This window comes from Meiothermus rufus DSM 22234 (assembly GCF_000423425.1).
GTDB lineage: Bacteria > Deinococcota > Deinococci > Deinococcales > Thermaceae > Meiothermus > Meiothermus rufus.
The window spans coordinates 1-25,551 of sequence record NZ_AUHY01000011.1 but is presented as its reverse complement, the minus strand read 5'-3'; the positions used below and the strand labels follow the sequence as shown (position 1 = coordinate 25,551).

General features: G+C 64.5%; 30 protein-coding genes, 2 pseudogenes and 1 riboswitch. Of the genes and pseudogenes, 21 read left to right on the top strand and 11 right to left on the bottom strand.

What is annotated here, in order from left to right; translation table 11 throughout:
- Positions 1 to 13 precede the first annotated feature (13 nt).
- Positions 14 to 1,087, bottom strand: coding sequence for a putative Ig domain-containing protein (locus G552_RS0103155; RefSeq protein ID WP_027881704.1), 1,074 nt, complete (start codon positions 1,085 to 1,087; stop codon positions 14 to 16).
- Positions 1,088 to 1,161: 74 nt separating this feature from the next.
- Here G552_RS0103155 and dcd point away from each other — a divergent pair, with 74 nt between their 5' ends.
- The 4 genes from dcd to G552_RS0103135 are packed head-to-tail and all read left to right on the top strand — an operon-like array spanning position 1,162 to position 4,190.
- The gene (gene dcd, locus G552_RS0103150; RefSeq protein WP_027881703.1) at positions 1,162 to 1,710 is read left to right on the top strand and encodes a dCTP deaminase; all 549 of its coding nucleotides are present in this window, start codon (positions 1,162 to 1,164) and stop codon (positions 1,708 to 1,710) included.
- A gap of 13 nt (positions 1,711 to 1,723) precedes the next feature.
- Positions 1,724 to 2,356 carry a peptidylprolyl isomerase gene (locus tag G552_RS0103145; protein WP_027881702.1) on the top strand — a complete coding sequence of 211 codons (633 nt, stop codon included), beginning with the start codon at positions 1,724 to 1,726 and terminating at the stop codon, positions 2,354 to 2,356.
- A gap of 30 nt (positions 2,357 to 2,386) precedes the next feature.
- A complete protein-coding gene (locus G552_RS0103140) occupies positions 2,387 to 3,493 on the top strand; it encodes an ATP phosphoribosyltransferase regulatory subunit (protein WP_027881701.1) in 1,107 nt (368 codons plus the stop codon).
- 43 nt (positions 3,494 to 3,536) lie between these two features.
- Positions 3,537 to 4,190: a GntR family transcriptional regulator gene (locus G552_RS0103135; protein ID WP_027881700.1), complete on the top strand. Its 654-nt coding sequence runs from the start codon at positions 3,537 to 3,539 to the stop codon at positions 4,188 to 4,190.
- Here the strand turns inward: G552_RS0103135 and G552_RS0103130 are convergent.
- Together G552_RS0103130 and G552_RS0103125 are read right to left on the bottom strand one after the other, a co-directional pair.
- A complete protein-coding gene (locus G552_RS0103130; protein WP_211224803.1) occupies positions 4,187 to 4,861 on the bottom strand; it encodes a response regulator in 675 nt (224 codons plus the stop codon). The genes G552_RS0103135 and G552_RS0103130 overlap by 4 nt on opposite strands.
- Complete coding sequence (locus G552_RS0103125; RefSeq protein ID WP_027881698.1) at positions 4,858 to 6,468, bottom strand: ATP-binding protein; 1,611 nt, start codon at positions 6,466 to 6,468, stop codon at positions 4,858 to 4,860. Before G552_RS0103125 ends, G552_RS0103130 begins: the two co-directional genes overlap by 4 nt.
- A gap of 181 nt (positions 6,469 to 6,649) precedes the next feature.
- On the opposite strand from G552_RS0103125, the pseudogene G552_RS16930 reads away from it, so the two are divergent.
- From G552_RS16930 to G552_RS0103065, 13 genes and pseudogenes are all read left to right on the top strand, one after another.
- A pseudogene (locus G552_RS16930) lies at positions 6,650 to 7,240 on the top strand (tripartite tricarboxylate transporter substrate-binding protein); the annotation flags it as partial.
- A gap of 16 nt (positions 7,241 to 7,256) precedes the next feature.
- Positions 7,257 to 7,607, top strand: a complete 351-nt coding sequence (locus G552_RS16925; RefSeq protein WP_342664855.1) for a tripartite tricarboxylate transporter substrate-binding protein — start codon at positions 7,257 to 7,259, stop codon at positions 7,605 to 7,607.
- A 58-nt stretch (positions 7,608 to 7,665) separates the two neighbouring features.
- Complete coding sequence (locus G552_RS0103115) at positions 7,666 to 8,097, top strand: tripartite tricarboxylate transporter TctB family protein (RefSeq protein ID WP_027881697.1); 432 nt, start codon at positions 7,666 to 7,668, stop codon at positions 8,095 to 8,097.
- A gap of 10 nt (positions 8,098 to 8,107) precedes the next feature.
- On the top strand, positions 8,108 to 9,616 hold the full coding sequence (locus tag G552_RS0103110) for a tripartite tricarboxylate transporter permease (RefSeq protein ID WP_027881696.1): 1,509 nt from the start codon (positions 8,108 to 8,110) through the stop codon (positions 9,614 to 9,616).
- A 12-nt stretch (positions 9,617 to 9,628) separates the two neighbouring features.
- A complete protein-coding gene (locus tag G552_RS0103105; protein ID WP_027881695.1) occupies positions 9,629 to 10,294 on the top strand; it encodes a heme exporter protein CcmB in 666 nt (221 codons plus the stop codon).
- 146 nt (positions 10,295 to 10,440) lie between these two features.
- Positions 10,441 to 11,133, top strand: a complete 693-nt coding sequence (ccsA, locus tag G552_RS0103100) for a cytochrome c biogenesis protein CcsA (protein ID WP_027881694.1) — start codon at positions 10,441 to 10,443, stop codon at positions 11,131 to 11,133.
- 1 nt (position 11,134) lies between these two features.
- Positions 11,135 to 11,257, top strand: a complete 123-nt coding sequence (locus G552_RS16920; RefSeq protein ID WP_281167331.1) for a hypothetical protein — start codon at positions 11,135 to 11,137, stop codon at positions 11,255 to 11,257.
- 7 nt (positions 11,258 to 11,264) lie between these two features.
- The gene (ccmE, locus tag G552_RS0103090; RefSeq protein ID WP_027881693.1) at positions 11,265 to 11,696 is read left to right on the top strand and encodes a cytochrome c maturation protein CcmE; all 432 of its coding nucleotides are present in this window, start codon (positions 11,265 to 11,267) and stop codon (positions 11,694 to 11,696) included.
- A 10-nt stretch (positions 11,697 to 11,706) separates the two neighbouring features.
- Positions 11,707 to 13,698 carry a heme lyase CcmF/NrfE family subunit gene (locus G552_RS0103085; RefSeq protein ID WP_027881692.1) on the top strand — a complete coding sequence of 664 codons (1,992 nt, stop codon included), beginning with the start codon at positions 11,707 to 11,709 and terminating at the stop codon, positions 13,696 to 13,698.
- A 65-nt stretch (positions 13,699 to 13,763) separates the two neighbouring features.
- Positions 13,764 to 14,231 (top strand): TlpA family protein disulfide reductase, encoded by a 468-nt coding sequence (locus G552_RS0103080; protein ID WP_051195660.1) that lies wholly within the window; start codon positions 13,764 to 13,766, stop codon positions 14,229 to 14,231.
- Positions 14,228 to 14,689: a cytochrome c-type biogenesis protein gene (locus G552_RS0103075; protein WP_027881690.1), complete on the top strand. Its 462-nt coding sequence runs from the start codon at positions 14,228 to 14,230 to the stop codon at positions 14,687 to 14,689. Before G552_RS0103080 ends, G552_RS0103075 begins: the two co-directional genes overlap by 4 nt.
- Positions 14,690 to 15,679 carry a c-type cytochrome gene (locus G552_RS0103070; protein ID WP_027881689.1) on the top strand — a complete coding sequence of 330 codons (990 nt, stop codon included), beginning with the start codon at positions 14,690 to 14,692 and terminating at the stop codon, positions 15,677 to 15,679.
- Positions 15,676 to 16,236 carry a QcrA and Rieske domain-containing protein gene (locus G552_RS0103065; RefSeq protein WP_027881688.1) on the top strand — a complete coding sequence of 187 codons (561 nt, stop codon included), beginning with the start codon at positions 15,676 to 15,678 and terminating at the stop codon, positions 16,234 to 16,236. The genes G552_RS0103070 and G552_RS0103065 overlap by 4 nt, the downstream gene beginning before the upstream one ends.
- Here the strand turns inward: G552_RS0103065 and tyrS are convergent.
- Complete coding sequence (tyrS, locus tag G552_RS0103060; RefSeq protein ID WP_027881687.1) at positions 16,233 to 17,519, bottom strand: tyrosine--tRNA ligase; 1,287 nt, start codon at positions 17,517 to 17,519, stop codon at positions 16,233 to 16,235. The genes G552_RS0103065 and tyrS overlap by 4 nt on opposite strands.
- Positions 17,520 to 17,622: 103 nt before the next feature.
- Here tyrS and G552_RS0103055 point away from each other — a divergent pair, with 103 nt between their 5' ends.
- Together G552_RS0103055 and coaBC are read left to right on the top strand one after the other, a co-directional pair.
- Positions 17,623 to 18,387, top strand: a complete 765-nt coding sequence (locus G552_RS0103055) for a type III pantothenate kinase (RefSeq protein WP_027881686.1) — start codon at positions 17,623 to 17,625, stop codon at positions 18,385 to 18,387.
- Positions 18,384 to 19,610, top strand: a complete 1,227-nt coding sequence (coaBC, locus tag G552_RS0103050; protein ID WP_027881685.1) for a bifunctional phosphopantothenoylcysteine decarboxylase/phosphopantothenate--cysteine ligase CoaBC — start codon at positions 18,384 to 18,386, stop codon at positions 19,608 to 19,610. Before G552_RS0103055 ends, coaBC begins: the two co-directional genes overlap by 4 nt.
- Before the next feature lie 90 nt (positions 19,611 to 19,700).
- On the opposite strand, the gene thiD is transcribed toward coaBC, so the two are convergent.
- The gene (thiD, locus tag G552_RS0103045) at positions 19,701 to 20,498 is read right to left on the bottom strand and encodes a bifunctional hydroxymethylpyrimidine kinase/phosphomethylpyrimidine kinase (RefSeq protein WP_027881684.1); all 798 of its coding nucleotides are present in this window, start codon (positions 20,496 to 20,498) and stop codon (positions 19,701 to 19,703) included.
- 28 nt (positions 20,499 to 20,526) lie between these two features.
- Here thiD and G552_RS0103040 point away from each other — a divergent pair, with 28 nt between their 5' ends.
- Both G552_RS0103040 and G552_RS0103035 read left to right on the top strand, forming a co-directional pair.
- On the top strand, positions 20,527 to 20,727 hold the full coding sequence (locus G552_RS0103040; protein ID WP_027881683.1) for a hypothetical protein: 201 nt from the start codon (positions 20,527 to 20,529) through the stop codon (positions 20,725 to 20,727).
- Entirely contained in the window at positions 20,720 to 21,103 is a 384-nt protein-coding gene (locus tag G552_RS0103035) for a type II toxin-antitoxin system death-on-curing family toxin (RefSeq protein WP_027881682.1), read from the top strand. The genes G552_RS0103040 and G552_RS0103035 overlap by 8 nt, the downstream gene beginning before the upstream one ends.
- On the opposite strand, the gene thiC is transcribed toward G552_RS0103035, so the two are convergent.
- From thiC to G552_RS0103005, 6 genes and pseudogenes are all read right to left on the bottom strand, one after another.
- Entirely contained in the window at positions 21,100 to 22,407 is a 1,308-nt protein-coding gene (thiC, locus tag G552_RS0103030) for a phosphomethylpyrimidine synthase ThiC (protein WP_027881681.1), read from the bottom strand. The genes G552_RS0103035 and thiC overlap by 4 nt on opposite strands.
- Positions 22,404 to 23,330: an NAD(P)/FAD-dependent oxidoreductase gene (locus tag G552_RS0103025; protein WP_027881680.1), complete on the bottom strand. Its 927-nt coding sequence runs from the start codon at positions 23,328 to 23,330 to the stop codon at positions 22,404 to 22,406. Before G552_RS0103025 ends, thiC begins: the two co-directional genes overlap by 4 nt.
- A complete protein-coding gene (locus G552_RS0103020) occupies positions 23,327 to 24,112 on the bottom strand; it encodes a thiazole synthase (RefSeq protein WP_027881679.1) in 786 nt (261 codons plus the stop codon). Before G552_RS0103020 ends, G552_RS0103025 begins: the two co-directional genes overlap by 4 nt.
- The gene (gene thiS / locus G552_RS0103015; protein WP_027881678.1) at positions 24,113 to 24,307 is read right to left on the bottom strand and encodes a sulfur carrier protein ThiS; all 195 of its coding nucleotides are present in this window, start codon (positions 24,305 to 24,307) and stop codon (positions 24,113 to 24,115) included.
- Positions 24,294 to 24,914, bottom strand: a complete 621-nt coding sequence (gene thiE / locus G552_RS0103010; protein WP_027881677.1) for a thiamine phosphate synthase — start codon at positions 24,912 to 24,914, stop codon at positions 24,294 to 24,296. The genes thiS and thiE overlap by 14 nt, the downstream gene beginning before the upstream one ends.
- Before the next feature lie 59 nt (positions 24,915 to 24,973).
- Positions 24,974 to 25,083, bottom strand: a riboswitch (TPP riboswitch).
- Between the two features lie 93 nt (positions 25,084 to 25,176).
- Positions 25,177 to 25,551: pseudogene (locus G552_RS0103005) on the bottom strand (integrase core domain-containing protein); the annotation flags it as partial.

Here is a 25,551-nt window from a genome sequence, read left to right as displayed (position 1 = left end):
GCCAGCTGGGGGGCTAGGGGGCTTGGGCGTCCTCGGGGTTCTCCGGGTTGCTGGGCGGGGTATCGCTAGGGCCTGGGGCGGCTGGGGGTGGCGGAGGGGTTGCATTGGTGTTCACGCTGACCCAGGCGTAGGAACTGCGCAGAAGCTCGAGGTCCTTTTGATCCACCACGCCGTCGCCGTTGAGGTCGCCCTCCAGCCCCTGGGCAGGTGGGGCCTGGTTTGGGTTGGAGGGAGCTTTGTTCTCGCTAGGGTCTTTTTCTTCCTCGGCCTGGCCCTGGGAAGGGCTGGGTTGGGCTGGGCTTAGGCGGCGGCCCCAGTTGCGCGCCAGGGCCTCGAGGTCGCTGTAGCGGTACCGCCCCTCGCTGGGGGTACGGGGGATGGCTGGAGCACCCAGGGCCAGCTTGCCGTTGCGGTCGTAGAAGGCCACCCGGGTTTCGCGGAAGCTCAGCTCGGGCCGTACCTTCTGCTCAGGCAGGGGGGTGGCGGTGAAACGGAAGGCCTCCACGTCCTTGCGAGGGCTTAGGAAGACCGCGTCTATGTCCAGTAGGCCCCTTTCCTGGTCGTAGCGCAGGACGTAGAGTAGAGCACTATCGGCTTTGAAGCTCTCCAGGTTGAAGGTGAGGTTTTTGAGGGGAATCTGGGCCTGGAAGCCCCTAGCCTCGCGGTTGCGCACCCGGAAGAGATAGGGGAAGGGGTCGGCCACCTCGGCTAGAGGGAAGACCTGGTCCAGCCGGGGGGGTGGGGTCTCGCCGATGGTGAGGGTAGCCTTCTGGCTGCGGCTGGAGAGGTTGGCGTCCTCCACGCTTACGATAAGTTCAAAGCTCCCTTTTTCCTGAGGAACCCCGCTGATGCGCCCGTTGCTGTAGCTGAGCCCCTTAGGCAAGGTGCCCTCGAGGCTGAAGCGGTAGGGCCGTACCCCTCCATCGGCGGTGAGGGTGGCGTTGTAGGGCTCGTCGATGTAGCCGGGCTCGAGGCGCAGGGTCAGGCGCAGCGGCTGGCGGCTTTGGTTGTTCTGGCTATCCGCCCCACAGGCGGCCAGCCCTAGGCCCAATAGCAGCAACAGGAGCCAACCCGAAGGCGTGCGCATGAGCTATAGTTTAGCCTGCCGGATGAGGCCAGGTTGTGAGAAAGGGCCTTGAGGTGGAGGGTATAGTGAGGGGCATGAGCATCAAGCCCGACTGGTGGATACGGGAAAAGGCCAAACAAGGCATGATCGAGCCCTTCGAGGAACGCCTGGTGCGCGAGGGCGTGATCAGCTACGGGCTTTCCAGCTTTGGCTACGATTTGCGCGCTGCGCGGGAGTGGAAAATCTTCGCCAACGTATTCCACACCATTGCCGACCCCAAGGGCCTCGACCCCAAGAGCTTCGTGGATTACGAGGGCGATGAGGTCATCATCCCCCCCAACTCCTTTGTGTTGGCCCGCAGCATGGAGTACATCCGCATGCCGGAAAACGTGATGGCCATTGCCATCGGCAAGAGCACCTATGCCCGGGTGGGCATCGTGGCCAATATCACCCCGCTCGAGCCGGGTTGGGAGGGCCACGTGACCCTGGAGTTTTCCAATACCACCCCCCTGCCGGCCAAGATGTACGCGGGGGAAGGGGTGGTGCAGTTGGTCTTTTTCGAGGGGGAACGGCCTGAGGTAACCTACCGCGACCGCCAGGGCAAGTATCAAGGCCAGCGGGGCATCACCCTGCCCCGCATCTAGTAGACTGTCTTGGATGCGCCTGGCCCTAACGCTTGCCGTTTTGCTGGCCTTGCTGGCGGCTGGATGGATGCTCTGGTCGCGCAGCGATGGAGGAAAGATGGAAACCTTGCCTTACCGTTCGGATAAACCCGTAACCCGCTTTGCCCAGCCCGAGCAGGTGATAGACCCGGCCCGCTACGACTACTACGCTGAGCTGGAAACCAGCAAGGGCCGGGTGCTTTTGGACCTCTTCGAGGAGGAGGCCCCCATCACGGTCAACTCCTTTGTTTTTTTGGCTTTGCACCGCTACTTCGAGGGGGTGCCTTTTCACCGGGTGATCCCCGGCTTCGTGGCCCAGACCGGTGACCCCACCGGGACGGGGATGGGGGGGCCTGGTTACCAGTTTGGCCTCGAGGTCACGCCTAGGCTCAACTACGACAAAAAGGGGGTGGTGGGCATGGCCCGTACCATGGACCCCAACTCCAACGGCAGTCAGTTTTTCATCACCTATGGCCCCACCCCCAACCTCAACCAGCAGTACACCATCTTCGGCCAGGTGCAAGAAGGGATGGAGGTTCTCGAGCGCATCAACCCCACCGAAGGCCCCCAGGCCCAGCGGGAGCGCGACCGGATTCTATCGGTGAAAATCTTGGTCAAAAGCAAGTAGGCCAGGTTCTGCCCCCCAGGAGAGCTTCTGGTGATCCCCGAGGGTACGCGCTACTTCCTGCCTCCTGAGGCCCGCTTACGGCGGGAGTTCCAGGAGCGTTTAGCCCGGCTGTTGTATACCTGGGGCTATGAGCCAGTGGAGCTGCCCGCGCTGGAGCTCTACGACCCCCAGCACGCTTTGGCCGAGCGGGCTTTCAAACTGGTAGACAAAACCGGGGAGGTGCTGGCCTTGCGCTCGGAGTTCACCACCGCGGTGGCGGGGCTTTTGCAGAGCCAGGGCCTTTTTCTATCCGGCCAGCCGGTGCGGTTGCAGTACGCGGGTAGCCTTTGGCTGCGCGAGGCCAACGCCGAGCTGGGGCGTAGCCGGGAGTTCACCCAGGTGGGGGCCGAGCTGGTGGGGGTTTCTAGCCCCCAGGCGGATGCCGAGGTGCTCGAGCTGGCCTGGGAGGCCCTTAGGCTAATCGGCTTCCCCGAGGCCAAAATAGAGGTGGGCCTACCCGCTTTGGTGCGGGATTTGCTGGATACGACCGGCCTAACCCAGCCCGCAAAGGAGCGCTTGCGCCTAGCCATTCACCGCAAAAACAGTCCGGAGCTGGCGGCTTTATTGCAAGCGTATCAGGTTCACCCCACCCTCCAACGGGTTATCCTGGCCCTACCCGACCTGTATGGAGGGCGCGAGGTGCTCAAGGAGGCGCGCCGGCTACCCCTTTCAGACAAGGCTCAGGCCGACCTGGACTGGCTCGAGGCGGTGCTGGCGTTGCTGCCCGAGGTGCCTTTGCTCCTCGATCTGGGCCGGGCCCGCCTGCTGGGCTTCTACACCGGCCTCAACTTCCAGGCCTATACCCCCGACTTCGGCCTGCCCTTGCTGGGTGGAGGCCGCTACGATGGGGCCTTGTTGCCCTACGCCGCGGGGTTTGCCTTGGGGCTGGAGCGGGTGATGGAGGCGTTGCGCCTACCCCTTACCGAGGCCCCGCCCGAGGTTTTGGCCCTGGATCGGGCCATGGCCCGCCGTTTGCGGGCAGAAGGGCGGCGGGTGGAGCTGGCCTGGACCCAAAATCTAAACGACCTGCGCGCGTATGCCCAGGCAAAAGGCATCCGCTGGCTGGCCTACGAAGGGCGGTTGGAGCCTTTGGGCTAGGCGGTTGAGATGGTATACCATTAGGATGACTTTTGTCTGAATTATGACAGCACCGCAGACTGAAGAAGCCTACCGCCGGTTGCGCCGGCTGATTCTGTCCCTAGAGCTTAGGCCGGGAGAGCCTTTGGTGGAACGGCGGCTCGAGGAACTCCTGGCGGTTTCCCGTACACCCATTCGTGCCGCGATCCAACAGCTTTTCCGCGAAGGGTTGGTGGAGCGCAAGGGGCGGGTCTACACCGTGGCCCCTATTGATTTGGCCGAGCTCGAGGAGGCCTTCGAGTTTCGTAGCTGGCTCGAGGCCCACGTCGTGCGGGTGGCCGCGGCCCGTCCTCCCAAGCACCGCGACCTCAAGGAGCTGCTGGCTGCGGTGGATGCCGATCTCGACCCCGAGGTGGAGCTGGAAAAGGCCACCGACTTCCACCTGGCCCTGGCCCGGCTTACCGGCAACCGCTTTGTGGTGGCCTCGCTAGCCCAGGTTTTGCAGCGCATCTACCGGGCCCGCTACCTGGAAATTACCCGCCCCCAGGGGGCCAACCAGGCCCACCTCGACCACGCTGCGCTGCTCGAGCTGGTGCAGCAGGGCAAGGGCGAGGAAGCCGCCGCCCTTATAGAGCGCCACCTCGAGCGCTCGCGCCAGGCCTTGCTGGAAAGCCTCGAGGGCACCCGCTTGGGCTCCATCCTGCTAGGCAACCCCTAGCGAACCCGGTAGCGCTTAATAGGGCGGCCCACACCACCGTAGCCCACCTGGAGTTCGGCTAAGCCAGACTGGCACAGGTACTCCAGGTAACGCCAGGCGGTCACCCGGCTAACCCCCACCTGCTCGCCTACCTCCTCGGCGCTCAAGGGAGCGGGGGCTTTCTCCAAAAGCTGCCGGATTTGCTCCAGGGTTTCCTCATCGATGCCTTTGGGCAGGGTCTCCGCAGAGGTCACGCCCAGTAGCCGGTCCAGCCGGCGCTGGGTGAAGGTGGGGGCCTGGGTGGCCTGTCGGCGCTGCAAATAGCGTGCTAAAGCCCGCTCCAGCCGGGGCCGCTGGAAGGGTTTGATGAGGAAGTCCAGCACCCCATCGTACAGCGCTTGTTGTACGGTGTGGACATCGTTGGCTGCGGTAATCATGACCGCCTCGAAGGGCAGCCCCTGGCTGCGTAGGGTTCGGATTAGGCCCAGGCCGGTGCCGTCGGGTAGGTACACATCCACCAGTAGTAGGTCGGGTTTCAGCGAGAGGGCCAGGGCCTGCCCCTGGGCCAGACTCCGGGCCTCGCCCACCACTTTGAAGCCCTCCACGGTTTCCACCAAGCCGCGGTTGACCTGGAGCACCCAGGGGTCGTCTTCTACCAGCAAGACCCGCACCGCCTCCATAACCCCGTTCATTCGCCAATGGGGGGCAGGCTGACCTGGAAGACCGTCAGGCCTCCCCGGCGGAAGTAGCGTACCTGGCCGCCCAGTCCCTCGGCCTGTTGCTTTACCAGGTATAGTCCCAGGCCGCGGCCTGCCCCTTTGCTCGAGGCCCCCCGCTCAAATACCCGGCTTCCCAGGGCCTCTGGAACCCCGGGCCCGTTGTCTCGTACCTCGAGCTGAAGTCCTTCGGGGTCCTCGCCGATCATCACGGTTACCTGGCGGGAGGCGCCTAGGGGCAGGGCCTGCACTGCCTCGAAGGCGTTTTCCACCAGGTTGCCCAGGATGAGCTCGAGGCTTTCCGATACCCGCTCCCAGCCAGCTTGCAGGCTCGAGCCGGCCTCGAGTTCAAAGCAAAGACCCAGCTCCTTAGCCCGCTCGTACTTGCCGATGAGTAAGGCGGCCAGGCGCGGTACCTCGATGGAGGAAATCAGGCTACGCACCGCTTGGGTCTGGGCTACCTCCCCGCGGATTAGGGCCAAGGCCTCGCCGCTTTGCCCTAACTGAATCAGCCCGGCGATGGTGTGCAAGCGGTTCATGAACTCGTGGTTTTGCGCCCGCAACAGATCGGCATAGCGCTTGGTTTGGGTTAGCTCCTCGGCCATCTGCATGATCTCGGCCCGGTCGCGGAAGGTCACCACCCACTGCCCATCGCTCATGCGGATAATCCCCACCAGCACCGGCAGGCTGCCCAGGCGCAGCGGTGCGTTGACCACCGGGCCCTCCCCCAGCAGGCCGCTGTGGGATAGCTCTGGCCAGGCCTCCAGCAAGGCGTAGTGGCCTTGGGCTTCAAGGGGAAGGCCGAGCATCTGCAAGGCCCGGGGGTTGGCCAGCTCTATCTGGCCCTTGGCGTTCACCACCAGTACCCCTTCCTGCAAGGCCTCGAGCACGCTCTGGTGTTGCAGGACCAGGGCGGCAATCTGCTCGGGCTCGAGGTTGAGCATCTCCCGTTTGATGCGCTGGCTCAGCCAGACACTGCTCAACAGGGCAAAGCCCAGACCCAGCCCGTACCAAGGCAGCAGGCCTAGGATGACCCGCGCAGCCAGGCTTTGCAGGGTAGGTAGCAGATAGCCAGTCGAGACCACCCCCCGTACCCGGCCTGTTGCATCGAAGATCGGTACCTTGCCCCGAATGGCGGTACCCATGCTTCCGGTGGCCAGGCTGATGATCTCCCGCCCCGCCAGGGGTTCATGGTTGTCCCCTCCCACCATGGGCTTGCCCAGGCGGTCGGGTAGGGGGTGGGCTAGCCGGATACCCTGATGGTCGCCTACCACGATGTAGTCGGCGCCGACTTGGGCCCGGATGCGGTTTACCAGAGGGTTGATGAGCTGGCTGGGGTCGGGGTGGTCGAAGGCCTCGATCAGGCTGGGAATCTGGGCCACGGTGCGGGAGATGAGCAAGGCCCGCTGGCCGTACTCTTTGCGCACCGACTGGTAGAGGGTATACACCTGGATGCCGGCTAGAATCAGCATCAGGCCACTGAAAAGCGAGACCTGCCACAAAAACAAACGGGCCTGGATGCCCAGCCGAGTGCGGGGCTGGCGGCGGGGCAACAGGTGGGGTAGGGGCCGAGCAACGCTCATGGGGCCTCGAGAACACCAGCATAGCAGGGTTGCCTTCCCGTGAACAAAATGAACAAAAACTTGACGCCGGCGGGGTTGTGGCTAGAATCTGAGGGCACGTACCAGCCTGGTTTTGTCGGCAACAAGGTTTAGGCCTGTTCCGGCGGGTTGGTGGCGTTTTGGCAGCGAAGGAGGACTGAGCATGAGAAAGTGGCTCTACTTTGCCCTAGTGGCCAGTGGTCTTGCCCTGGCCCAGTTCACCCCGCGCAACCCCGAATGCATCGCGCCAGCGGCGCCTGGGGGAGGTTGGGACTTCACCTGCCGCAGCGTGGCCCAGGTTTTGTTGGAGCTGAAGATCGTCAACCAGCCCATTAAGGTAACCAACCTGACCGGTGGGGGTGGAGGGGTGGCCTATGCCAACGTGGTTACCCAGCGCAATAGCGACGCCAACCTGATTGTGGCGGCCAGCCCGGCCACCACGGTGCGGCTGGCCCAGGGGCAGTTTAGCCGCTTCACCGAGCGGGATGTGCGCTGGTTGGGTGCGGTCGCCGCCGACTTTGGACTGGTGGCGGTGAAGGCCGATGCGCCTTGGAAGACCCTGCAGGAGCTAGTGGCGGCCTGGAAGGCCGACCCTAGCAAAATCGCGGTGGGTGGTGGTAGCGCGGTAGGGGGGCAGGACCATATGAAGGTGCTGTTGCTGGGCCGGTCAGTCGGCCTCGAGCCCCGTGCCATCAAGTACGTGCCCTTCGACGGGGGAGGACAGGCCCTAACCGCGCTTTTGGGCGGGTTCATCCAGGTTTTTGCTGGCGATGCTTCCGAGCTTAGGACGCAGCTCGAGGCCGGTACCGTGCGTGGGGGTTATGGCCCCGCGGCGGCTAGACGGCCCCTACGCCAACGTGCCTACCCTCAAGGAGCTGGGCTACAACGTGGAGTGGGTGGTTTGGCGGGGCTTTTATGTACCCAAAAACATGCCTGCAGAAGCCTACGAGTTCTGGGCCCGGGCCCTGCGCCAGCTCGAGCGCAGCCCAGAATGGGCCAAGGTGCGCGAGCAAAACAGCTTGGGCCAGTTCTTCATGGTAGGGGCTGAGTTCCAAGTCTTCATCGACCGCCAAGTTAACCAGTTCCGCAACCTCTCCCGCGAGCTGGGGATCATCCGCTAGTCGGACGAGCCGGCCCCAGGGTGGCAGGAAGGGGCCGGCCCGCTTTATGGACGTCACTATGGTTGACCGTGTGGTGGGTACTGTGGTTTTGTTGCTGACCCTAGGCTATGCCTGGGAGGCCAGCCGGATGCAGGTGGGCTTCCTCTCCGATCCCCTGGGACCCCGGCCCTTTCCCTATCTGATCGCGGCTTTGCTGGGGTTGTCGGCCTTTTGGTTGCTTTTCAGACCCGACCCCAACCCCACCTGGCCGCCCCGTTCCGCTTGGCGGTCTTTTGCCCTGGTGCTTTTGAGCCTGGTGGCCTACGCCTATCTGGTGGTGCCGCTGGGTTTCATTCTGACCACCACGCTGGAGATGGCCCTGCTTTCCTACCTGTTTGGAGCCCGCTTCTGGCCGGGCTTAGGGGGGGCATTGGCCTTTACCCTGGTGGTTTACTTCCTTTTCACCGAGGGGCTGGGCGTGAGCCTGCCTGTGGGTCGGGTTTTTGGCTAAGGGGAGCCGCATGGATATTTTGCAAGCGCTTTGGAATGGTTTTGGGGTGGCCTTTCAGCCCCTCAACTTGCTGCTGGTCGTGTTGGGCTGCCTGGTGGGTACCCTTATTGGGGTGCTGCCGGGCTTAGGCCCCATCAGCGGGGTAGCCTTGCTGGTGCCCCTGACCTTTGCCCTCAAGATGCCGCCCGAGTCAGCCCTGATTTTGCTGGCTGGCATCTACTACGGGGCTATGTATGGCGGTTCCACCACCAGTATTCTGCTCAACATCCCAGGCGAGACCGCCTCGGTGGTCACCGCTATCGATGGCCACAAGCTAACCCAGAAGGGCCAGGCTGGCCCGGCCCTGGCGGTAGCGGCCTGGGGCTCTTTTATCGCCGGTACCCTCTCGGTGGTGGGCCTTATGACCTTAGGGCCCCTTTTGGCCCAGTGGGCCATCCGCTTCGGGCCGGCGGAGTATTTTGCCCTAATGGTCTTCGGTTTTTCCACCCTTTCCGCTCTGGCGGGTAAAAACCTGGCCAAAGCCCTGATTGCGACTGGTTTCGGCCTGATGCTAGCTACCGTGGGCCAGGACCCCCAGTCAGGCATTTCCCGCTACACCTTTGGTTTTTTGGAGCTCGAGGACGGGATAGACTTCCTGGTAGTGGCCATCGGTCTCTTCGCAGTGAGCGAGGTGCTGGTTCTCCTGGAGGAAAAAACCCCAGGGGCGGTGCGGGCCCAGGTGGGGCGCATCTACCTTTCCCTCAAGGATTTCTTTCTTTCCCTCGGCACTATTCTGCGTAGCAGCGTGCTGGGTTTTCTGATTGGGGTGCTGCCTGGGGCAGGGGCTTCCATCGCCAGCTTTGTGGCCTATACCACCGAGAAGCGCCTGCTGGGGGCCAAAGCGCGTTTCGGCGAGGGGGATTTGCGCGGGGTGGCCGCCCCGGAGTCGGCCAACAACGCCGCGGCGGGAGGGGCCATGATTCCCCTGCTCACCCTGGGTTTGCCTGGTAGTGGCACCACGGCCATCATGCTGGGGGCTCTGATGAGCCTGGGGGTCACCCCTGGCCCCCAGATGTTCGAGAAACATCCCGAGGTGGTCTGGGGTCTGATCGCCTCGATGTACGTAGGTAACGCCGTACTCCTGATGCTGAACCTGCCGCTGGTTGGCCTTTTCGTGCGTCTGCTGGCCGTGCCGACCTGGTTTTTGCTGCCAGCGGTGGTGGCTATTAGCTTCATCGGGGTCTATGCCGTCAACAACAACCCCTTCGACCTGCTCTTGATGGCCTTTTTTGGCCTGGTGGGCTACTTGATGCGCAAGCTGGATTTTCCTTTGGCCCCGGTGTTGCTGGGTTTGGTGTTGGGCTATCTGATGGAGATTAACTTGCGCCGGGCCATGACCATTAGCAACGGTGATCTGGGCTACCTCTTCAGCAGCCCCATTGCCACTCTGCTGTGGGTATTGGCTGCGGTGTCGCTGCTTTCCCCGGTGCTTATCGCGCGTTTCCGCAAACAGGGGTTGGGCCAGGAGAGCGAGATTTGATACCCTAGCCCCGTGCAGCGAATCCTTTGGCTGGCCTGGCGCGATCTGGTCCTGGAGTTCCGTGGGCGCACCGGCATTTTATCGGCAGTTTTCTTCCTGGCGGTTATGCTTTTTATCCTGGCTATGGCCTTTGGCCCCAGTCCGCAGGCCCTGCGCCAGGCGGCCCCGGGGGTATTGTGGGTAGCGCTGGCCTTTGCCGGTAGCCTTCTGGCTGGGCGGGCTTTTGGCCTCGAGGTCGAGGACGGCACCCTGGACGAGCTGCTCCTTACCCCAGGCAGCCGGGAATGGATTTATTTTGGTAAGCTGCTGTTCCAGTTCACTTTGCTCTTGGGGGTAGGCCTGGCTCTACTGGGGCTTACCGCGGGACTTTTCTACCTACCCATGCAAAGCTGGCCCTGGTACATACTGACCTTGCTGCTGGGTTCGCTGGGCTATGCAGCTATTTCCACTTTTTACGCCGGTATGCTAGCCCGGCTGCGGGGACGTGAGGTCTTACTGCCGCTTTTGCTGTTTCCCTTGGTGATTCCAGTAGTGTTGGCGGCGGTGCGCCTGACCCAGGGCCTGGCCGAGGGGCTTCCCATCGTCGAGCTGGCCGACTGGTTGCGCTTATTGCTGGTGTTTGATGTGGTGTATGTAACGCTTTGTGCCGTGATCTTCCCCTATATGCTGGAAGGCTAGAAGGCAGTTGGCACAAAGTTATATGCGCTCATACCCACACTTACCCCCGGGGCGTAACTTTATAGTGGTAAAAGCCAAGGGGTATGGTGGTTTACCCTAACTTAACCAAAAACGCGGTAGCGTAAAAGCAAGGGAGGAAATGCCAAATGCAACTCGCACGCTCGAGCCCAACCAATCGCCTAGACTACCTGACCCTGGGCATCCTAGGCTTGGGGATTATAGGAGTGGTGTGGGGCTTTTTTGCTGCCATGTCATCCCCGCCTGACCAGAGCCAAGGTTACGTAGCCCGCATCTTCCACCTGCATGTTCCCATGGCCTGGATGGCCTACGCGGCTAGTTTTGTGGCCCTGGGCTACTCGGTGGCCTACCTGGTGCGGCGTAAGGCCCACCACGACCGCCTGGCCGCGGCCACTGTGGAGGTGGGGCTTATCTTCATGGCCCTGACGCTGCTGACCGGGATGCTCTGGGCCCGGCCCACCTGGGGGGTGTACTGGGACTGGGAGCCTCGGCTGACCACTACCGCCATCCTGTTTGCCATCTATGTGGGGTATGTGGTGGTGCGGGGGGCCATCGAAGACCCTGAACTACGAGCCAAGGCGGCCGCAGGGGTGGCTATTCTGGGGGCCATTAACGTGCCCATCAGCTACATGTCGGTGAAGTGGTGGCGCAGCCTGCACCAGACCCAGTCCATCGACCTGACCACCGGCAAGATCAATGTGGATGCCGCCATCCTGATCCCTATGCTAATTAACCTGGCGGCCTTTACCCTAGTGTTTATTGGGCTCATACGCCTGCGCGCCTTGATAGCGGCCCGCGAGGCTGCCCGGGAGGAGGCCTGAGATGCCCGACAACCCGCTTTGGAACCCGGCCAACCCCTTCGTGGTCTGGACCTACGCGGTGGTCTACGCCGCGGTGTTTGGCTACCTGGGTTACCTGATCTGGCGCTACCAGAAGAGCAAGTGAGGTGTGGATGAAACCCAAATACCTGATTGCCCTGGTGGTGGTGGCGGGGGCCCTGGCCTATCTGGTCTTCGGCGGACTGGGGCAGAACCTGGTTTACTTCATCACCCCTAGCGAGTACTACCAACAGATAGACCGCTACCAAAACCGCCCGGTGCGTTTAGGAGGGCTGGTTAAGCCAGGAACCCTGGAGTACAACCCTCAGACCCTCGAGCTGCGCTTTGTGGTCACCGATGGGGTCAAGGATGTGCCGGTACGCTCCTCGGGAGCGACCCCGCCGGCGCTGTTTGGCGAGAACCGGGGGGTGGTGGTGGAGGGTAGGTTCCAGGGGGAGGCTTTCGTGAGCCAGAATTTGCTGGTAAAGCACTCCGAGACCTACCAGGCCCCCAAGGAAGGCTGGACCCCTGAAGAGGTGCGCAAGCTGATTGAGGGCACCCAATGAGGAGGTGGGCATGACCCCTGGTTTGCTAGGAGGCCTCTCCTTGCTGGCTGCGCTGATTTTTTCCCTGCTGGGGCTGGCTCTGGCGGTGCTGGCCCAGCTTTTGCGGGATGGGCGCTACCTCGAGGCCGCCCGGCGTCTTTCCGCGCTTACCTTTGCCGCAGCTCTGCTGAGCTTTGCTGCTTTGGAATGGGCCATTCTGACCGACGACTTTAGCGTTTCCTATGTGGCTGGCCATAGTTCGCTGCACAATCCCTTGTGGGTCAAGCTGGTTACCCCCTGGGCCGCCCTAGAAGGTTCTATCCTCCTTTGGGCCATGCTCCAGGCCGCCTACACCTGGCTGGTAGGTTTGCGGGTGGGGAAGAGTCTAGATTCCTGGCGGGCCCCGTCGGCTTTGGGTACGCTGTTTGCGGTACAGGTATTTTTCTTTGCGGTGATGGTCTTTGTGGCCCATCCCTTCGATGCGGTACCCAATCCGCCTCCGGATGGCCGCGGCACCAACCCTCTTTTGCAGAACCACTGGATGATGGCGGTGCACCCAGTGCTAATGTACCTGGGATTTGTGGGTCTTTCGGTGCCCTTTGCCTATGCGGTGGCGGCGATGGTGGCCCGGCGCTACCAGAGTTGGATTGTCGAGACCCGCTGGTGGACTCTGGTTGCCTGGGGGTTCCTCACCGCGGCCATCTTCACCGGTAAGTGGTGGAGCTACGAGATTCTGGGTTGGGGGGGCTACTGGGCCTGGGACCCGGTGGAAAACGCCTCGATCATCCCTTGGCTTTTAGCCACAGCCTTCTTGCATACCGCCCAGGTGCAAGAGCGCAAGGGGCTGTTCAAGGGCTGGAACTTCGCCTTCATCACCCTGGCCTTTGCTGCCACGGTCTTTGGTACCTTCCTTACCCGCTCGGGGGTTATCCAGTCGGTGCATGCTTTTGCCAGTGGGCCGGTAGGGGCTTGGTTTTTGTTGTTTTTGCTGGGGGTGTTGGCCGGAGGACTGGGTCTTTTGGCCCGTTCTTCTGCCGAGATTCGCGAGGCCGGTGAGGTGCGCTGGGCCAGCCGCGAGGGGGCTTTGCTGGCAGGGGCCCTCTTCTTTGGCACCTTTGCCTTTGTGGTGGTGCTGGGTACCCTCTGGCCCTTGCTGGTGGAAGCGGTGAGTGGGGCCAAGGTTTCCATCGGGGCCCCCTTTTTCAACCAGGTCTCCGCGCCACTGGGCGTTTTCATGCTGCTCTTGATGGGGATAGGCCCGGTGCTGCCCTGGCGCCACACCCAGGCCCAGGTGCAGCGCAACCTTCTGGCGATGTTGCTGGCCTTAGGGGTGGGCCTGCTGATTGGTCTAGGGCTGGGCCTCACCCTGGGGGTTTCCCTGGCTATCGGGCTTTTCGCCTACAATCTGACCGCCATCTGGCTGATGGTGGCCCAGGGGGTACGGGAGCGGGCCCGTTCGCTGGGCATTTCCTCGAGCCAGGCCCTGCTGGAGCTGGCCGCTAGCCACAAGCGCCGCTTTGGTTCGCATATCGTGCATTTTGGGGTGGCCCTGGCCGCCTTGGCTATCGCTTTTAGCCAGACCTATAGGGTAACCGAGCAGAAGACCCTGAGCCTGGGGGAGACCTGGCAGACCCGGGGCCTCGAGGTTCGCCTGCTTGCCATCCAGGCCCGGGAAGAAGCCAACCGCTTTGCTGTACTGGCCCCAATTGAGGTGCGCTCGACCAGCCGCGAAGGTTGGGGGGCGGACGGGCGTTACCAGACCCGGCTCAACTTTTACCCCCAGATGGCCTCGCCCATCGCCACCCCGGTGGTGCGCTATACGCCTTACAACGACTATTACTTCGTCCTGATGCAATTCGACCAGGAGAAAGGCCAGTGGGCTACCCTCAAGCTCATCGTGACCCCTATGGTCTGGTGGTTGTGGGTGGCGGGGTTCGTCATTGTGCTAGGCACCCTATACATCCTGTGGCCCAGCGGGGTGCGGGTGGCCGGTTCCAAGGCTGCTCCGGTGGCGGGTGATTGAGGTGAGCGGTGCTTAGGTTCTGGCCAGTCTGGGTGTTGCTCTTGGGTGGGTTGTTTTTCTGGGGCATGCAGCGCCCCAACCCCAACGAGCTAAAGTCGGTGCTGGTGGGTAAGCCAGCCCCCAGCTTCAGCCTGCCTTTGCTGGAGCCCTACCGCCCAACCTTTGGCGAGGAGATGGGGATAAGCCCAGGCCTGGATAAGCCGGTGCTGCTCAACATCTGGGCCAGTTGGTGCATTCCCTGCCGCACCGAGGCCCCTTTGTTGGAGCGCTACTACCAGCAGTACAAAGACCGGGTGCTCTTCCTGGGGGTCAACGTACAGGATCGGGAGGAAGAGGCGTTGCGCTTTGTTCGCCAGTACGGGCTTAGCTTCCCTAGCGTTTACGACGGTCGGGGGCGCATCGGTATCGAGTATGGCTACTACGGGGTACCCGAGACCTTCGTGATCGACCGCTCGGGTATCGTGCGGGCCCGGCATGCGGGGGAGCTGAACCAGGCCCAGCTCGAGGCCTACCTAAGGCAGGTGCGGCCATGAGAGGCCTATTTTTTCTGACAGGACTGCTCTTTTTTGCTCTGGCCCAGCCCATTCCCAACACCCCACCGCCCGACCTTTCCCCCCAGGTTTTCGAGATCGCCAAAACCCTGCGTTGCCCGGTCTGCCAGGGGGAGTCGGCGGCGGAGTCCAACGCGGGCATTGCGGTGGAGATGCGCCGGATTATCGCCGAGCAGCTAGCCCAGGGCAAAAGCGAGGCGGAGATTCGCCGCTTCTTTGTGGAGCGTTACGGCGACTGGATTCTCTACGAGCCGCCCGCCCGGGGCCTCACCCTGTGGGTCTGGCTTTCCCCCCTGTTGGGCCTAGGCTTGCTGGTCTATGGCTTGTGGCGCTACCAGGCCCGTATTCGGGCCCAGGCCCAGCGCTTGGCTGCCGAGGTGCCCGAGGAGGAAATCGCCCGCCTCGAGGCTGAGCTGAAACGCTCAGCCAATGGAGATTAGATGCTGGCCTATCTATTTCTTGCCTTACTGTTGGTGGGGGCCTTGGTCTATGCCCTGCGCCCCCTGCTGGTGGCCCCGCCCCAGCCCTTTCCCGCTAGCCCCCGTCCCGAGGAGCTCAGGGCCGAGCTAGAACTGCTCAAGGCCCAGGCCAGGGAGGCCGAAGGGGAGGAGCGCAAACGGCTGCTGGCCCAAGTGGTGCGCCTCGAGCGCCAGCTGGCCGAGTTGGGTCACGAGGCCCCCACCCCACGCCGCCTGAGCCCCTGGACGTTGGGCGTAGTGAGCCTAAGCCTGCTGGTTCTAGGAGTAGGGCTATGGGCCTACACGGTGCCCAGGCTACCGGGGGAGACCATTATCACCAGCCGTAACGAGGCCCGCGAGCTGGGCCGCCTAGAGCGCCGGGCCGAGCAGAGCGGGCAGGCCGCCGACTGGCTGGCCTACGCCAACCAGGCCTTCGAACTCCAAGACTTCGAGCGGGCGGTCCGGGGGTATCTGAAGGTGGTGGAGCTGGAGCCGCGCAACCCCGTTGCGGTGCGGCGGATTGGCATCCTTTTGTTCATGAGCGGGAGGCCTGCCGAAGCAGCCCAGGCCCTCGAGCTAGCGGTGCAGGCTGAGCCGGAGGTGCCGGAGGGCTGGTTGTTTTTGGGCAATGCGTACTTTCAGATGGGCCAGCCTTCCCAGGCTATCCGGGCCTGGGAGGGCTACCTCAAGGCCGGGGGAGAGGCGCGGGAGCGGGTGCAAGGTCTTATAGAAACCGCTAAAGGCCAGCTCACCGCGGCCTCCAAGGGGGAGCAGGTATACCTAAGCCGCTGCGCAGCCTGCCACGGGGCCCAGGCCCAGGGGGGTAGCGGCCCCCGCCTGCGGGGCAACCCGGTCAGCAAGGTGCCGGAGGCGGTGCGGGAGATTGTGCTTAGGGGCCGGGGTCAGATGCCAGCCATACCCCTCAGCGCAGAGGAGTTGGGGGTGCTGCTGGAGTATCTGGGGGGGCTATGAAGCTAGACCGCCGGGACCTCCTGTGGATGGTACCTAGCGCCGTTACCGCGGGGTTTTTCGGCTGGCTGGCCTGGCGCACCTACACCATTCACTTTGCCAAGGCCAGGGTGACCGAACCCCTCTGGCGCGACGGCCCTTGGGTGCAGGCGGCTCGCCTGGCCGAACTGGAGGCCCCTTGGCGCTTCAAGTACTTCGACTACCTTTACCAGGGAAGCCCCCTCAAGGCGGTGGTCTTCCGCCTGCCAGAACCGGTGGTGGGTGGGCTTTCCCGGGGCGAGGCCCACTTCCTGGCCCTTTCCCGCATCTGCACCCACCACGGCTGCCTGGTCAACTACGTAGATAACCCTGAGCTGGGCTCCATTGCCTACAACTACCGCACCGACCATCCTTTTTTGGGCTGCCCCTGCCACTTCGGGGCCTTTGAGCCCTTGCAGGGGGGGAAGGCCGTGTATGGCCCGCCTCGCTTTCCCCTGCCCCGGCTGCGTTTGGAGGAGGAGGGGGGCGTTTTGTACGCCACCGGCTACGAGACGCCCTTCCGCCCCCTGGAAACAGGCTAGGCCCCCAGCCGCACCCGCACGAAGCGGTCCTTGCCCCGTTGGAGCACACGGGGTTCCTCTAGGCTGACCTCGAGCCGAGGGTCGAGAAGCAGGGCGCCATCCAGCCGCAGGCCTTTTTGCTCAATCAGCCGCCGAGCTTCTCCATTGGAAGCCGTCAGGCCAGCCAGGGTGAAAAGCCGTACCACCGGAATCCGGCCCTCGCGCAGCTCAGCCATAGGTATGGTGGCCTCGGGCATCTCCTGGGGTATGCCCCCTTTGGCAATCTCGTCGTAGCGGGCCTCAGCCTGCTGGATGATGGGGTTATGTCCGGTTTGATCCTGCCCGTGGGCCTCCAACCGGTAGCCAAACGACTCGTACAAAGCCCGATCCAGCCGGGCGGGAATCCGCTCCATGGCGTAGGCCCCGGTAAGCAACCGGGCCAGTACCCGGTGGGCTCCTACCGGGTCTTCCTGCTGCAAAAGCGTTTGGATTTCCTCCGGAGCTAGGTCGGTGCACAGCTCGAGGTAGGTCGGTAGGTAGGCGTCCTCCACCTTCATTAGCTTGCGGAAGATTTCGCTAGGCTCCTCGGTAATACCGATGTAATTGTCGAAGCTTTTCGACATCTTCTGTCCGTCGCCGCCTACCAGAAGGGGCATGATGAAGGCTACCTGGCGATTTTGGCCATACGCAGCCTGTAATTCGCGTCCTACCAGCAGGTTGAACTTCTGGTCGGTGCCGCCCATTTCCACGTCGCAGGCGATGGCCACCGAGTCGTAGCCCTGAGCTAAAGGGTAGAGGAACTCGTGCAGCGAGATGGGCACCCCTTCGGTGTAGCGCTTCTTGAAGTCCTCCCGCTCGAGCATCTGGGCCACCGTGAGCTGCGAGGCCAGCCGGATGACCTCCTTGAAGCCCAGGTTCTCCAGCCACTCCGAGTTGTAGCGTAGCTCGAAGCGAGAGGGGTCGTCGGTGATGAGGATTTTCCCGACCTGTGCCACATAGCTTTGGGCATTGGCCCGGGTCTCCTCCAAGCTCAGCGGGGGGCGGGTCTTGCTGCGGCCTGAGGGGTCGCCAATCATGGCGGTGAAGTCGCCGATGATCAGCACCACCTTGTGGCCTAGCTCCTGAAACTGGCGCATCTTGCGCAGCACCACCGCATGCCCGATGTGAATGTCGGGCCGGGTGGGGTCAAGGCCCAGCTTAACCACCAGCTTTTTTCCCGAACGCAGCTTGCTGAGCAAATCCTCCTCGGGGATAACCTCCACGGCTCCCTTTCGCAACAAGGCCAGCGCTTCTTCCGCCGTCATGCCCAAGAGTATACCGAGTCGTATGAGGCTTTAGGGCCAGGAAGGAAGTGGCATGGCCTGTGGCTGGGGGTGTGTACAATCTGGGGAGAAGTGTGAGGGGCTTATGCTACTGGCCATCGACATCGGCAACACCAACATCACCTTGGGCCTGTACCAGGGTGAGAAGCTAGGGCCGCGCTGGCGCATCGCCACCGACCCCCAGCGCATGCCCGACGAGTACGGCATCAGCCTGCTCAACCTGCTGGCCTTCAGCGGCCACTCGCCCGCCCAGGTGGACGCCGTGGCCCTGGCCTCGGTGGTGCCGCCCCTGACGGGCACGCTGGTCCAGGCCGTGCAGGCATACCTGGGGAGGAAGCCTTTGGTGGTGGACTCGAGCGTCCAGACCGGGGTGCGGGTGCGCTACGACGACCCCTCGCAGGTGGGCGCCGACCGCATCGTCGATGCCGCCGCGGTGCACAAGCTCTACGGCGGTCCGGCCTGCGTGGTGGACTTCGGCACCGCCACCACCTTCGACGCCATCACCGCCGAGGGGGATTACCTGGGGGGCGCCATCGCGCCGGGGATCGGGATTGCTGCCGAAGCCTTGTTCCAGCGGGCGGCCAAACTGCCCAAGGTCGAGCTGCAACGGCCCCCTGCGGCCATCGGGCGCAACACCGTGCACTCGATGCAGTCGGGGCTTTTGTTCGGCTACGTGGGCCTGGTCGAGGGCATGGTGGCCCGCTTCCGCGCCGAGCTAGGGCCCCAGATGAAGGTCATCGCCACCGGCGGCCTGGCCGAGCTCATCGCACGGGAGACCCCCGTCATCGAGATCATCGCCCCCTGGCTGACCCTCGACGGCCTGCGCATCATCTGGGAGATGAACCGGTGAACCCCCTGCAGGGCAAGCGCATCGTGCTAGGCGTTAGCGGCTCCGTCGCTGCCTACAAAGCCGCCGACCTGGCCAGCAAGCTCACCCAGGCCGGGGCCCTGGTGGACGTGGTCCTGAGCGAGGGGGCCGAGCGCTTCGTCACGGCCCTCACCTTCGCCTCCCTCACCGGGCGCAAGGCCCACACCAGCCTGTGGGAGGGCGACGCCCACGTGGTCCACGTCGGCCTGGGCGAGGGGGCCGACCTGCTCCTGATCGCCCCCTGCAGCGCCAACACCCTGGCTAAGCTGGCCGCGGGCCAGGCCGACAACCTGCTCACCCTGACCGCACTGGCCGCGCGCTGCCCCGTGCTGGTGGCCCCGGCCATGGACGGGGGCATGTTCGAGCACCCTGCCACCCAGGCCAACCTCCAGACCCTGCGCCAGCGAGGCGTGCAGGTGCTGGGCCCGGCCCAAGGCCGCATGGCCTCGGGCTTGGTGGGGCTGGGGCGGATGCTCGAGCCCGCCGAAATCCTGGGGCACGCCCGCCTGGCCCTGAGCCGAAACGGCCCCCTGGTGGGCAAGCACGTGGTGGTGAGTGCGGGAGGCACCCAGGAACCCCTCGACCCCGTGCGCTACCTCAGCAACCGCTCCTCGGGCAAGCAGGGCTTCGCCCTGGCCCAGGCCGCGCTGGACCTGGGGGCCAGGGTCAGCTTGGTGGTGGGGGCCACCGCCGCGGCCCTGCGCACCCCCACCGGGGCCGAGCGCACCGACGTGGAAACCGCCGCCCAGATGGCCGAGGCCGTCCTGGAGCTCTCCCGCGGGGCCGACGTGCTGATCATGGCCGCCGCGGTGGCCGACTTCCGCCCCCGCCAGCTCCAAGCCCACAAGATCAAGAAGGGGGCTTTGCCCCGCATCGAGCTCGAGCACACCCAGGACATCTTGCTGGCCGTGGCCGAGCAGCGCCGGCGGGTGGGCTGCCCGGCGGTGGTGGTGGGTTTTGCCGCCGAGAGCGAGGACTTGCTGAAGAACGCCCAGGAAAAGCTCGAGCGCAAGCAGCTCTCCATGATTGTGGCCAACGACATTACCGCCTCCGATGCTGGTTTTGCTGTGGACACTAACCGCGTCATCCTGCTTTTGCCGGGGGGAGTGGTTGAGCCTCTACCCTTGATGAGTAAGGGTGAGGTTGCTGAGGCTGTTTTGGCCCGGGTGGTTGGACTCCTGGTGGGAGGAGTTGGCAGCCAGTAGCCTTCTTCGGAGAAGCCATGGCTTTACCCAGGGTGGGATTCCTAGCCTGGCGAAGTCAGGGTAGGCAGTATGGCTAACGAGATTCAGAACCTATGGGTCATCCACTGCTTCTTCTGCCCAGTGGTTGAGGGGTCCGTGGCCTCGTCCGAGGCGGGGGGCGGTCTGGATGGCCTGGCTGATGAAGCGTTTGGCCTGTCTGACCGCATCGGCCAGTTTCCTTTCCTGGGCCAAAAGGGCCGTTATGCCAGCGGAGAGGGTGCAGCCCGTGCCGTGGGTGTTTCGGGTGGAGATGCGGGGGGCCGGGAAGGCCTCCACCCCTTCCGGGGTGGCGAGGAGGTCTATGGCCTCCTCCCCCTCCAGATGCCCCCCCTTGAGGAGGACGGCCTTGGGGCCAAGCCGGAGGAGGGCCAAAGCCGCCTCCTGGGCCTCCTCTAGGTTTCGGATGGGCCTATTTAGGAGGGCCTCGGCCTCGAGGCGGTTTGGGGTGATGAGGCTCGCCAAGGGGAAGAGCTCCTCTACCAGGGCCTTGACCGCCTCCGCCGCGAGGAGCCTATCCCCCCCCTTGGCCACCATGACCGGGTCCACCACCAAAGGCCCAATCCCAAAATCCCTAACCCCCTGGGCCACGGCCCGGATGATGGGGGCATCCCCCAAGGCCCCGGTCTTGGCGGCGTGGACGGGAAGGTCCTGGGCCACGCTCTGGATCTGCCGGTAGACCAGCTCAGGGGGAAGGAGGTGCACCGCCTGGACCCCCAGGGTGTTCTGGGCGGTGATGAGGGTGAGGGCCGAGGCCCCGTAGACCCCAAAGCGGTGGAAGGTCTTGAGGTCGGCCTGAATCCCAGCCCCCCCTCCGGAGTCGGAGCCGGCGATGGTGAGGGCTACCCTTATCTCTGACATATTCGCCTATACTGAGCCTATGAGGGCCAAGGTGATCCGTCTGGAAGGAAGGTGGGCCCTGCTCCTGGAAGAGGCCCCACCCGGCCTCGAGGAGGGTGAGGAAGTGGAGGTGGCCTTAGTCCCTAAGGGCGTGGATCCCGAAAGGCTCCGGTTCCTCATGGCCTACCTCCTCACCCTCAAGGACCGGGACGAGCTCTACCGGCGCCTGGCCGATGCCTAGGCTGGAACTCGAGGACATCCTGGCCCTCCACGAAGACTTGGTCCGGTCCTACGGCGGCACCCCGGGCATCCTGGACTTGAACCGCCTCCTGGCCGCCTTGGAACGCCCCTGGGCTGGGTTTGGGGGTGTGGAGCTTTACCCTACCCCAGCCGAGAAGGCCGCCGCTTACCTGGCGGGCATCGCCAAGGGCCACCCCTTCCTGGACGGAAACAAGCGCACCGCCTTTGCTGCAGCCGAAGTCTTTCTCCGAATCGAAGGGTACCGCCTCCGCCTTAACAACGAAGAAGCCTTTGACCTGGTCCTGGAGGTGGCCCAGTGCCGGCTTGAGGTGGAGGAGGTAGCCCAGGTTCTGGCGGAACACCTCGAGGCCCCCTAGACCACCGGGAGCTCCATCCGGGCCCGGCCCCTCAGAACCGCCTCCACCAGGTTCATGGGGCAGAAGGGGCCACACATGCTGCAAGCCTTGGTCCTGGAACCCCGCTCCTCGTAGATGCGCCTAGCCTCCTCGGGGTAAAGGCAAAGACCAAACTGCCCCTCCCAGTCCAGCCGGTACCGGGCCTCGGACATCCTCCGGTTCCGCTCGAGGGCCCCCGGGTTCCCCCGGGCTACGTCCGCCGCGTGGGCCGCGATCTTGAAGGCGATGACCCCTTGCTTCACGTGCTCCACCGTAGGCAGGCCCAGGTGCTCGGCCGGGGTTAGGTAGCAGAGCATGTCCGCCCCGAGCCAGCCGGCCATAGCCCCGCCGATGGCCCCGGCGATATGGTCAAACCCCGCGGCGGTGTCCACGGGGAGCATCCCCAGGATGTAAAAGGGGGCGTGGCCCGTGAGCTTCTTTTGGATCTGGATGTTGGTCGCGATCTCGTTTAGGGGAATATGCCCGGGGCCTTCGAGCATCACCTGGACCCCGGCCCGGCGGGCCCTTTCGGCGAGCTCCCCGATGGTGAGGAGCTCGGCGATCTGGGCCCGGTCGCTGCTGTCGGCGAGGGAGCCGGGCCTAAGCCCGTCCCCTAAGGAGAGGGTCATATCGTAGGTGCGGGCGATATCCAGGAGATCGTCAAAGCGGGCGTAGAGGGGGTTCTCCTCCCCCCGGTGAAGCATCCAAGCGGCGAGAAGCCCCCCGCCCCGGCTCACAATCCCGGTGGTGCGGTGGCTATGCCGGTAGACCTCGAGGTTCTTCAGGGTCACCCCCACGTGGACGGTGATATAGTCCACCCCCTGCCGCCCGTGCTCCTCGATGACCCCTAAGAGCTCATCCGCGGACATGTCAAAGAAGTTCTTGCGCCGGGCGGCCCTAAACTCGGCCTCGTAGATGGGGACGGTGCCCAAGGGGACAGTGGCCACCTCGAGGATCCTTTGGCGGATGGCCCTAAGGTCCCCCCCGGTGGAGAGGTCCATGATGGTGTCCGCCCCGTACCGGATGGCCACCCGGGCCTTCTCCACCTCTTCGTCGGGGTTCACGTAGTCGTAGGAGGTCCCCAGGTTGGCGTTGACCTTGACGCTAAGCCCCTCCCCAATCCCCTTGAAGTCCTTTAGGGTCTTGTGGTTCGGGTTCCTGGGGATGACCACCCGGCCCTGGGCCACCTTTTCCCGGAGCTCCTCCACGGAAACCCCTTCCTGCTCGGCCACATAGGCCATCTCCTCGGTGACGATGCCCTTCCTTGCCGCTTCCAGCTGCGTCATCCTTCCACCCCCAAAAGTCTTAAAACTTGCCGCGCCGTCCAGGGGGCAAGGAGAACCCCGTTCCGCCCGTGCCCCCCGGCGGCCAAAACCCCCGGGGCCACCTCCCGCACGAAAAGCTCCCCTGCGGGCCTAAACCCCCAGAGGACCCCCAGGAACCAGGCCCCCTCCAGGAGGGGAAACCGCTCGTGGGCGTAGTCCGCAAGCCACCGAAGGCCGAAAAGGTCCACCCCCTCGGCCCACCCCTCCCGTTCCGTGGCCCCTAGGTAAACCCCTTCCCCCCGGGGAAGGATATACCCCCCGCCCGCGAAGAGGGGCCCTGGAGGCGGGGGGCCCTGGAGGAGGAGGGCCTCCCCCTTGAGGGGCCGGACCGGGAGGCCGAACCGCCCCCCCCAGGCCCCGAGGGCCAGGACGGTCCACCGGCCCCGGGCCTCCCCCCCCGCCCAGCCCACCCAGCCCTCCCTTATCTCCTCCACCCGGGCCTCCAGGAGGGGGACACCTTGGGCGGACAGGGCCCTGAGGAGGGCCTGGCGGAGGGCCTTGGGGTTCACATACCCCCCGGGGAACCGCCTCCCCCCCTGCCCCCCCCGGACCGGGTAGGGAAGGGGGTCGTGGGCCTCCCAGAGCTCCGCCTCGCTTGGGGAGAGGGCGGCCACATAGACCCCAGAAAACCCCGCCTCCACCGGGCCAAAGGGCTTGAGCTCCTCCAGGAGGGCGGGGTAGGCCGCGATGGACCAAAGCGCGGCCTCCAGGAGCTCCCCCCTTAGCCCCTCGGGGTGGGGGGCAAGCATGCCCGCGCTTGCGTCCGTGGCCCGGCCCGGGAAGCCGGCATCCAGGAGGAGGACCTCGAGGCCCCGTTTCCTCAGCTCATAGGCCACGAGGCTTCCGATGATCCCCGCGCCGACTACAATGGCCTTGGCCCTCATGGGCTCCTTCCGGGTACCCCCTCCACGGGGCTAGAGGGACTCGCCACCTCCTTAGGCCGCATGGGGCCCGAAAGGTAAGCCCGCCTTCCCGCCTCCACCGCCCGGGCGAAGGCCCAGGCCATCCCCACGGGGTCTTCCGCCTCGGCGATGGCGGTGTTCACCAAAACCGCGTCCAGACCCAGCTCCATGACCTCGGCGGCGTGGGAGGGGAGGCCAAGCCCCGCGTCCACCACCACCGGGGAAAGGCTGGCCTTCTCCCGGGCAAAGAGCTCCAAAAGGGCCCTGGTCCTCACCCCCCAGCCCGAGCCGATGGGGGCGGCGAGGGGCATCACCGTGGCCGTGCCAAGCTCGGCGAGCCGCCGCGCCAGGACCAGGTCGGGGCCGATGTAGGGTAGCACGGTAAACCCCTCCTCCAAAAGCCGCTCCGCCGCCCTGAGGGTCCCCACGGGGTCCGGGAGGAGGTAGGTGGGGTCGGGGATGACCTCGAGCTTGACCCAGCTCTCCCCCGTGAGAATCCGGCCCAACCGGGCCAGGCGCACCGCCTCTTCCGCGGTCCGGGCCCCCGCGGTGTTGGGGAGAAGGGTGATCCCTAGCCCCTCCAGGGCCTCCAGAAGCCCCACATGCCCCGGGGCCCCCGCCTCCACCCGCCGCACCGAGACCGTGACCACCTCGGCCCCCGCGGCCCGTATGGCCTCCCGCATCAGTCCAAGATCCTTGAACTTGCCGCTCCCCATGAGGAGCCGGCTCCTCAACTCCTTACTGCCCACCCGCCAGGCGTCCATCTAGCCCCCCTGCATCAGCGTGACGAGCTCCACCCTCTCCCCTTCCTCCAGGACCCGGTCCAAAACCGCCTCCGCGGGGAAGGCCTCCTCCCCGATCAGGATCGCCACCCCCTTGGGGTCTAGCCCGAGCTCCTTGAGGACCTCCCCCAGGGTCCAGCCCGCCCAGGGGCGGGCCTCGCCGTTAACCCAGAGCATCCAGCCTCCTCCGGAAGGCCCGGGCCGCCCCCTCGGGGTCGGGGGCATCCAGGATGGCCCGGACCACCACCACCCGCCTGGCCCCGGCCTCCAGGACCTGGTCCAGGCTCTCTAGGTCAATCCCCCCGATGGCAAACCAAGGCCTCTCCTCTAGGTTCTCCGCCGCCCAGCGCACGTAGCCTAGCCCCGTCGCCTGCCGCCCCGGCTTGGTGGGGGTCTCCCAGACGGGGCCCACGGAGAGGTAATCCGCCCCCTCCTCCAGGGCCTTCATGGCCTGGCCGGGGGCATGGGTGGAGCGGCCAACAAGCCCCTGGAAGAAGCGGCGGGCCTCCCTAGGGGTAAGGTCCCCCTGGCCCAGGTGGACCCCATCCGCCTCCAGAAGGGCCGCGAGATCCGGGCGGTCGTTCAGGATGAAGGGGACTCCGTACCGCTCCGCCAGGGCCTTCATCTTTTCCCCCAGGCTTAGGGTGGGCCTCGCCTCCCAATCCTTGGCCCGGAGCTGCACTACCTCCACCCCCCCGGCCAGGGCCCTTTCGGTGCGGTCCAGGGTGTAGGCCTCGGTCCAGCCCGGCCTTGGGGTTACCACCAGGTAAAGCCTGCCTAGCACCTTTCACCCCCTAGGCCGGCCAAAGGACCTAGGGGAAGGGTTGGGTTTTGGGGGGTTAGGGTCTTCCGCATAGGCTTCCCTCCGCCGGCATTACCCGGATCAGGTTCTAAGGGTTGCTGGGAAGAACCCAGCTCTCAGCCCCTCCATTGGGGCACCCCTAGCCGATCAGCTTCAATCGTATGGGAGTGCAGGCTTCCGTGTCAAGCTTGTGTAATCGGTCAACACATGTGAGACTGGGGAACCGACTCCTCCTGCATCTTAGCTAAATACTCCAAGGGAGCAAGACCCTGTAATCGGTCAACACATGTGAGACTGGGGAACCGACTCCTCCTGCATCTTAGCTAAATACTCCAAGGGAGCAAGACCCCCCAGGGCCATGTGAGGCCTTCGGCGGTTGTAGTGGTCCAGGTAGGCATCCAGCTCTGCCTGTAGCTCGCTGAGCCGGGGGGGCAGAGGCCGGGTATAGAGCTCCTCCCTAAAGGTCCGTTGCACCCGCTCCACGTGACCATTGAGTTTAGGACTCCTCGGCGGCAGCACAAACAAGGCAATCCCCAGAGCACAGCAGGCCTCCTCAAACTCGGCCATGAACTCGCTGCCCCCATCCACCTGGATGGCCCGGATGGGAAAAGGGGTCCTG

Coding starts and splice junctions, on each gene's coding strand:
- G552_RS0103040 (WP_027881683.1), top strand. CDS start 20,527: ATGAGGGCCAAGGTGATCCGTCTGGAAGGAAGGTGGGCCCTGCTCCTG.
- G552_RS0103155 (WP_027881704.1), bottom strand. CDS start 1,087: ATGCGCACGCCTTCGGGTTGGCTCCTGTTGCTGCTATTGGGCCTAGGG.
- G552_RS0103135 (WP_027881700.1), top strand. CDS start 3,537: ATGACAGCACCGCAGACTGAAGAAGCCTACCGCCGGTTGCGCCGGCTG.
- ccmE (WP_027881693.1), top strand. CDS start 11,265: ATGAAACCCAAATACCTGATTGCCCTGGTGGTGGTGGCGGGGGCCCTG.
- G552_RS0103065 (WP_027881688.1), top strand. CDS start 15,676: ATGAAGCTAGACCGCCGGGACCTCCTGTGGATGGTACCTAGCGCCGTT.
- G552_RS0103080 (WP_051195660.1), top strand. CDS start 13,764: ATGCAGCGCCCCAACCCCAACGAGCTAAAGTCGGTGCTGGTGGGTAAG.
- G552_RS0103035 (WP_027881682.1), top strand. CDS start 20,720: ATGCCTAGGCTGGAACTCGAGGACATCCTGGCCCTCCACGAAGACTTG.
- G552_RS0103125 (WP_027881698.1), bottom strand. CDS start 6,468: ATGAGCGTTGCTCGGCCCCTACCCCACCTGTTGCCCCGCCGCCAGCCC.
- G552_RS0103055 (WP_027881686.1), top strand. CDS start 17,623: ATGCTACTGGCCATCGACATCGGCAACACCAACATCACCTTGGGCCTG.
- G552_RS16920 (WP_281167331.1), top strand. CDS start 11,135: ATGCCCGACAACCCGCTTTGGAACCCGGCCAACCCCTTCGTGGTCTGG.
- G552_RS0103070 (WP_027881689.1), top strand. CDS start 14,690: ATGCTGGCCTATCTATTTCTTGCCTTACTGTTGGTGGGGGCCTTGGTC.
- G552_RS0103025 (WP_027881680.1), bottom strand. CDS start 23,330: ATGAGGGCCAAGGCCATTGTAGTCGGCGCGGGGATCATCGGAAGCCTC.
- dcd (WP_027881703.1), top strand. CDS start 1,162: ATGAGCATCAAGCCCGACTGGTGGATACGGGAAAAGGCCAAACAAGGC.
- G552_RS0103115 (WP_027881697.1), top strand. CDS start 7,666: ATGGTTGACCGTGTGGTGGGTACTGTGGTTTTGTTGCTGACCCTAGGC.
- G552_RS0103145 (WP_027881702.1), top strand. CDS start 1,724: ATGCGCCTGGCCCTAACGCTTGCCGTTTTGCTGGCCTTGCTGGCGGCT.
- G552_RS0103075 (WP_027881690.1), top strand. CDS start 14,228: ATGAGAGGCCTATTTTTTCTGACAGGACTGCTCTTTTTTGCTCTGGCC.
- G552_RS0103020 (WP_027881679.1), bottom strand. CDS start 24,112: ATGGACGCCTGGCGGGTGGGCAGTAAGGAGTTGAGGAGCCGGCTCCTC.
- thiS (WP_027881678.1), bottom strand. CDS start 24,307: ATGCTCTGGGTTAACGGCGAGGCCCGCCCCTGGGCGGGCTGGACCCTG.
- tyrS (WP_027881687.1), bottom strand. CDS start 17,519: ATGACGGCGGAAGAAGCGCTGGCCTTGTTGCGAAAGGGAGCCGTGGAG.
- ccsA (WP_027881694.1), top strand. CDS start 10,441: ATGCAACTCGCACGCTCGAGCCCAACCAATCGCCTAGACTACCTGACC.
- G552_RS0103110 (WP_027881696.1), top strand. CDS start 8,108: ATGGATATTTTGCAAGCGCTTTGGAATGGTTTTGGGGTGGCCTTTCAG.
- G552_RS16925 (WP_342664855.1), top strand. CDS start 7,257: ATGCTTCCGAGCTTAGGACGCAGCTCGAGGCCGGTACCGTGCGTGGGG.
- thiC (WP_027881681.1), bottom strand. CDS start 22,407: ATGACGCAGCTGGAAGCGGCAAGGAAGGGCATCGTCACCGAGGAGATG.
- G552_RS0103130 (WP_211224803.1), bottom strand. CDS start 4,861: ATGAACGGGGTTATGGAGGCGGTGCGGGTCTTGCTGGTAGAAGACGAC.
- G552_RS0103085 (WP_027881692.1), top strand. CDS start 11,707: ATGACCCCTGGTTTGCTAGGAGGCCTCTCCTTGCTGGCTGCGCTGATT.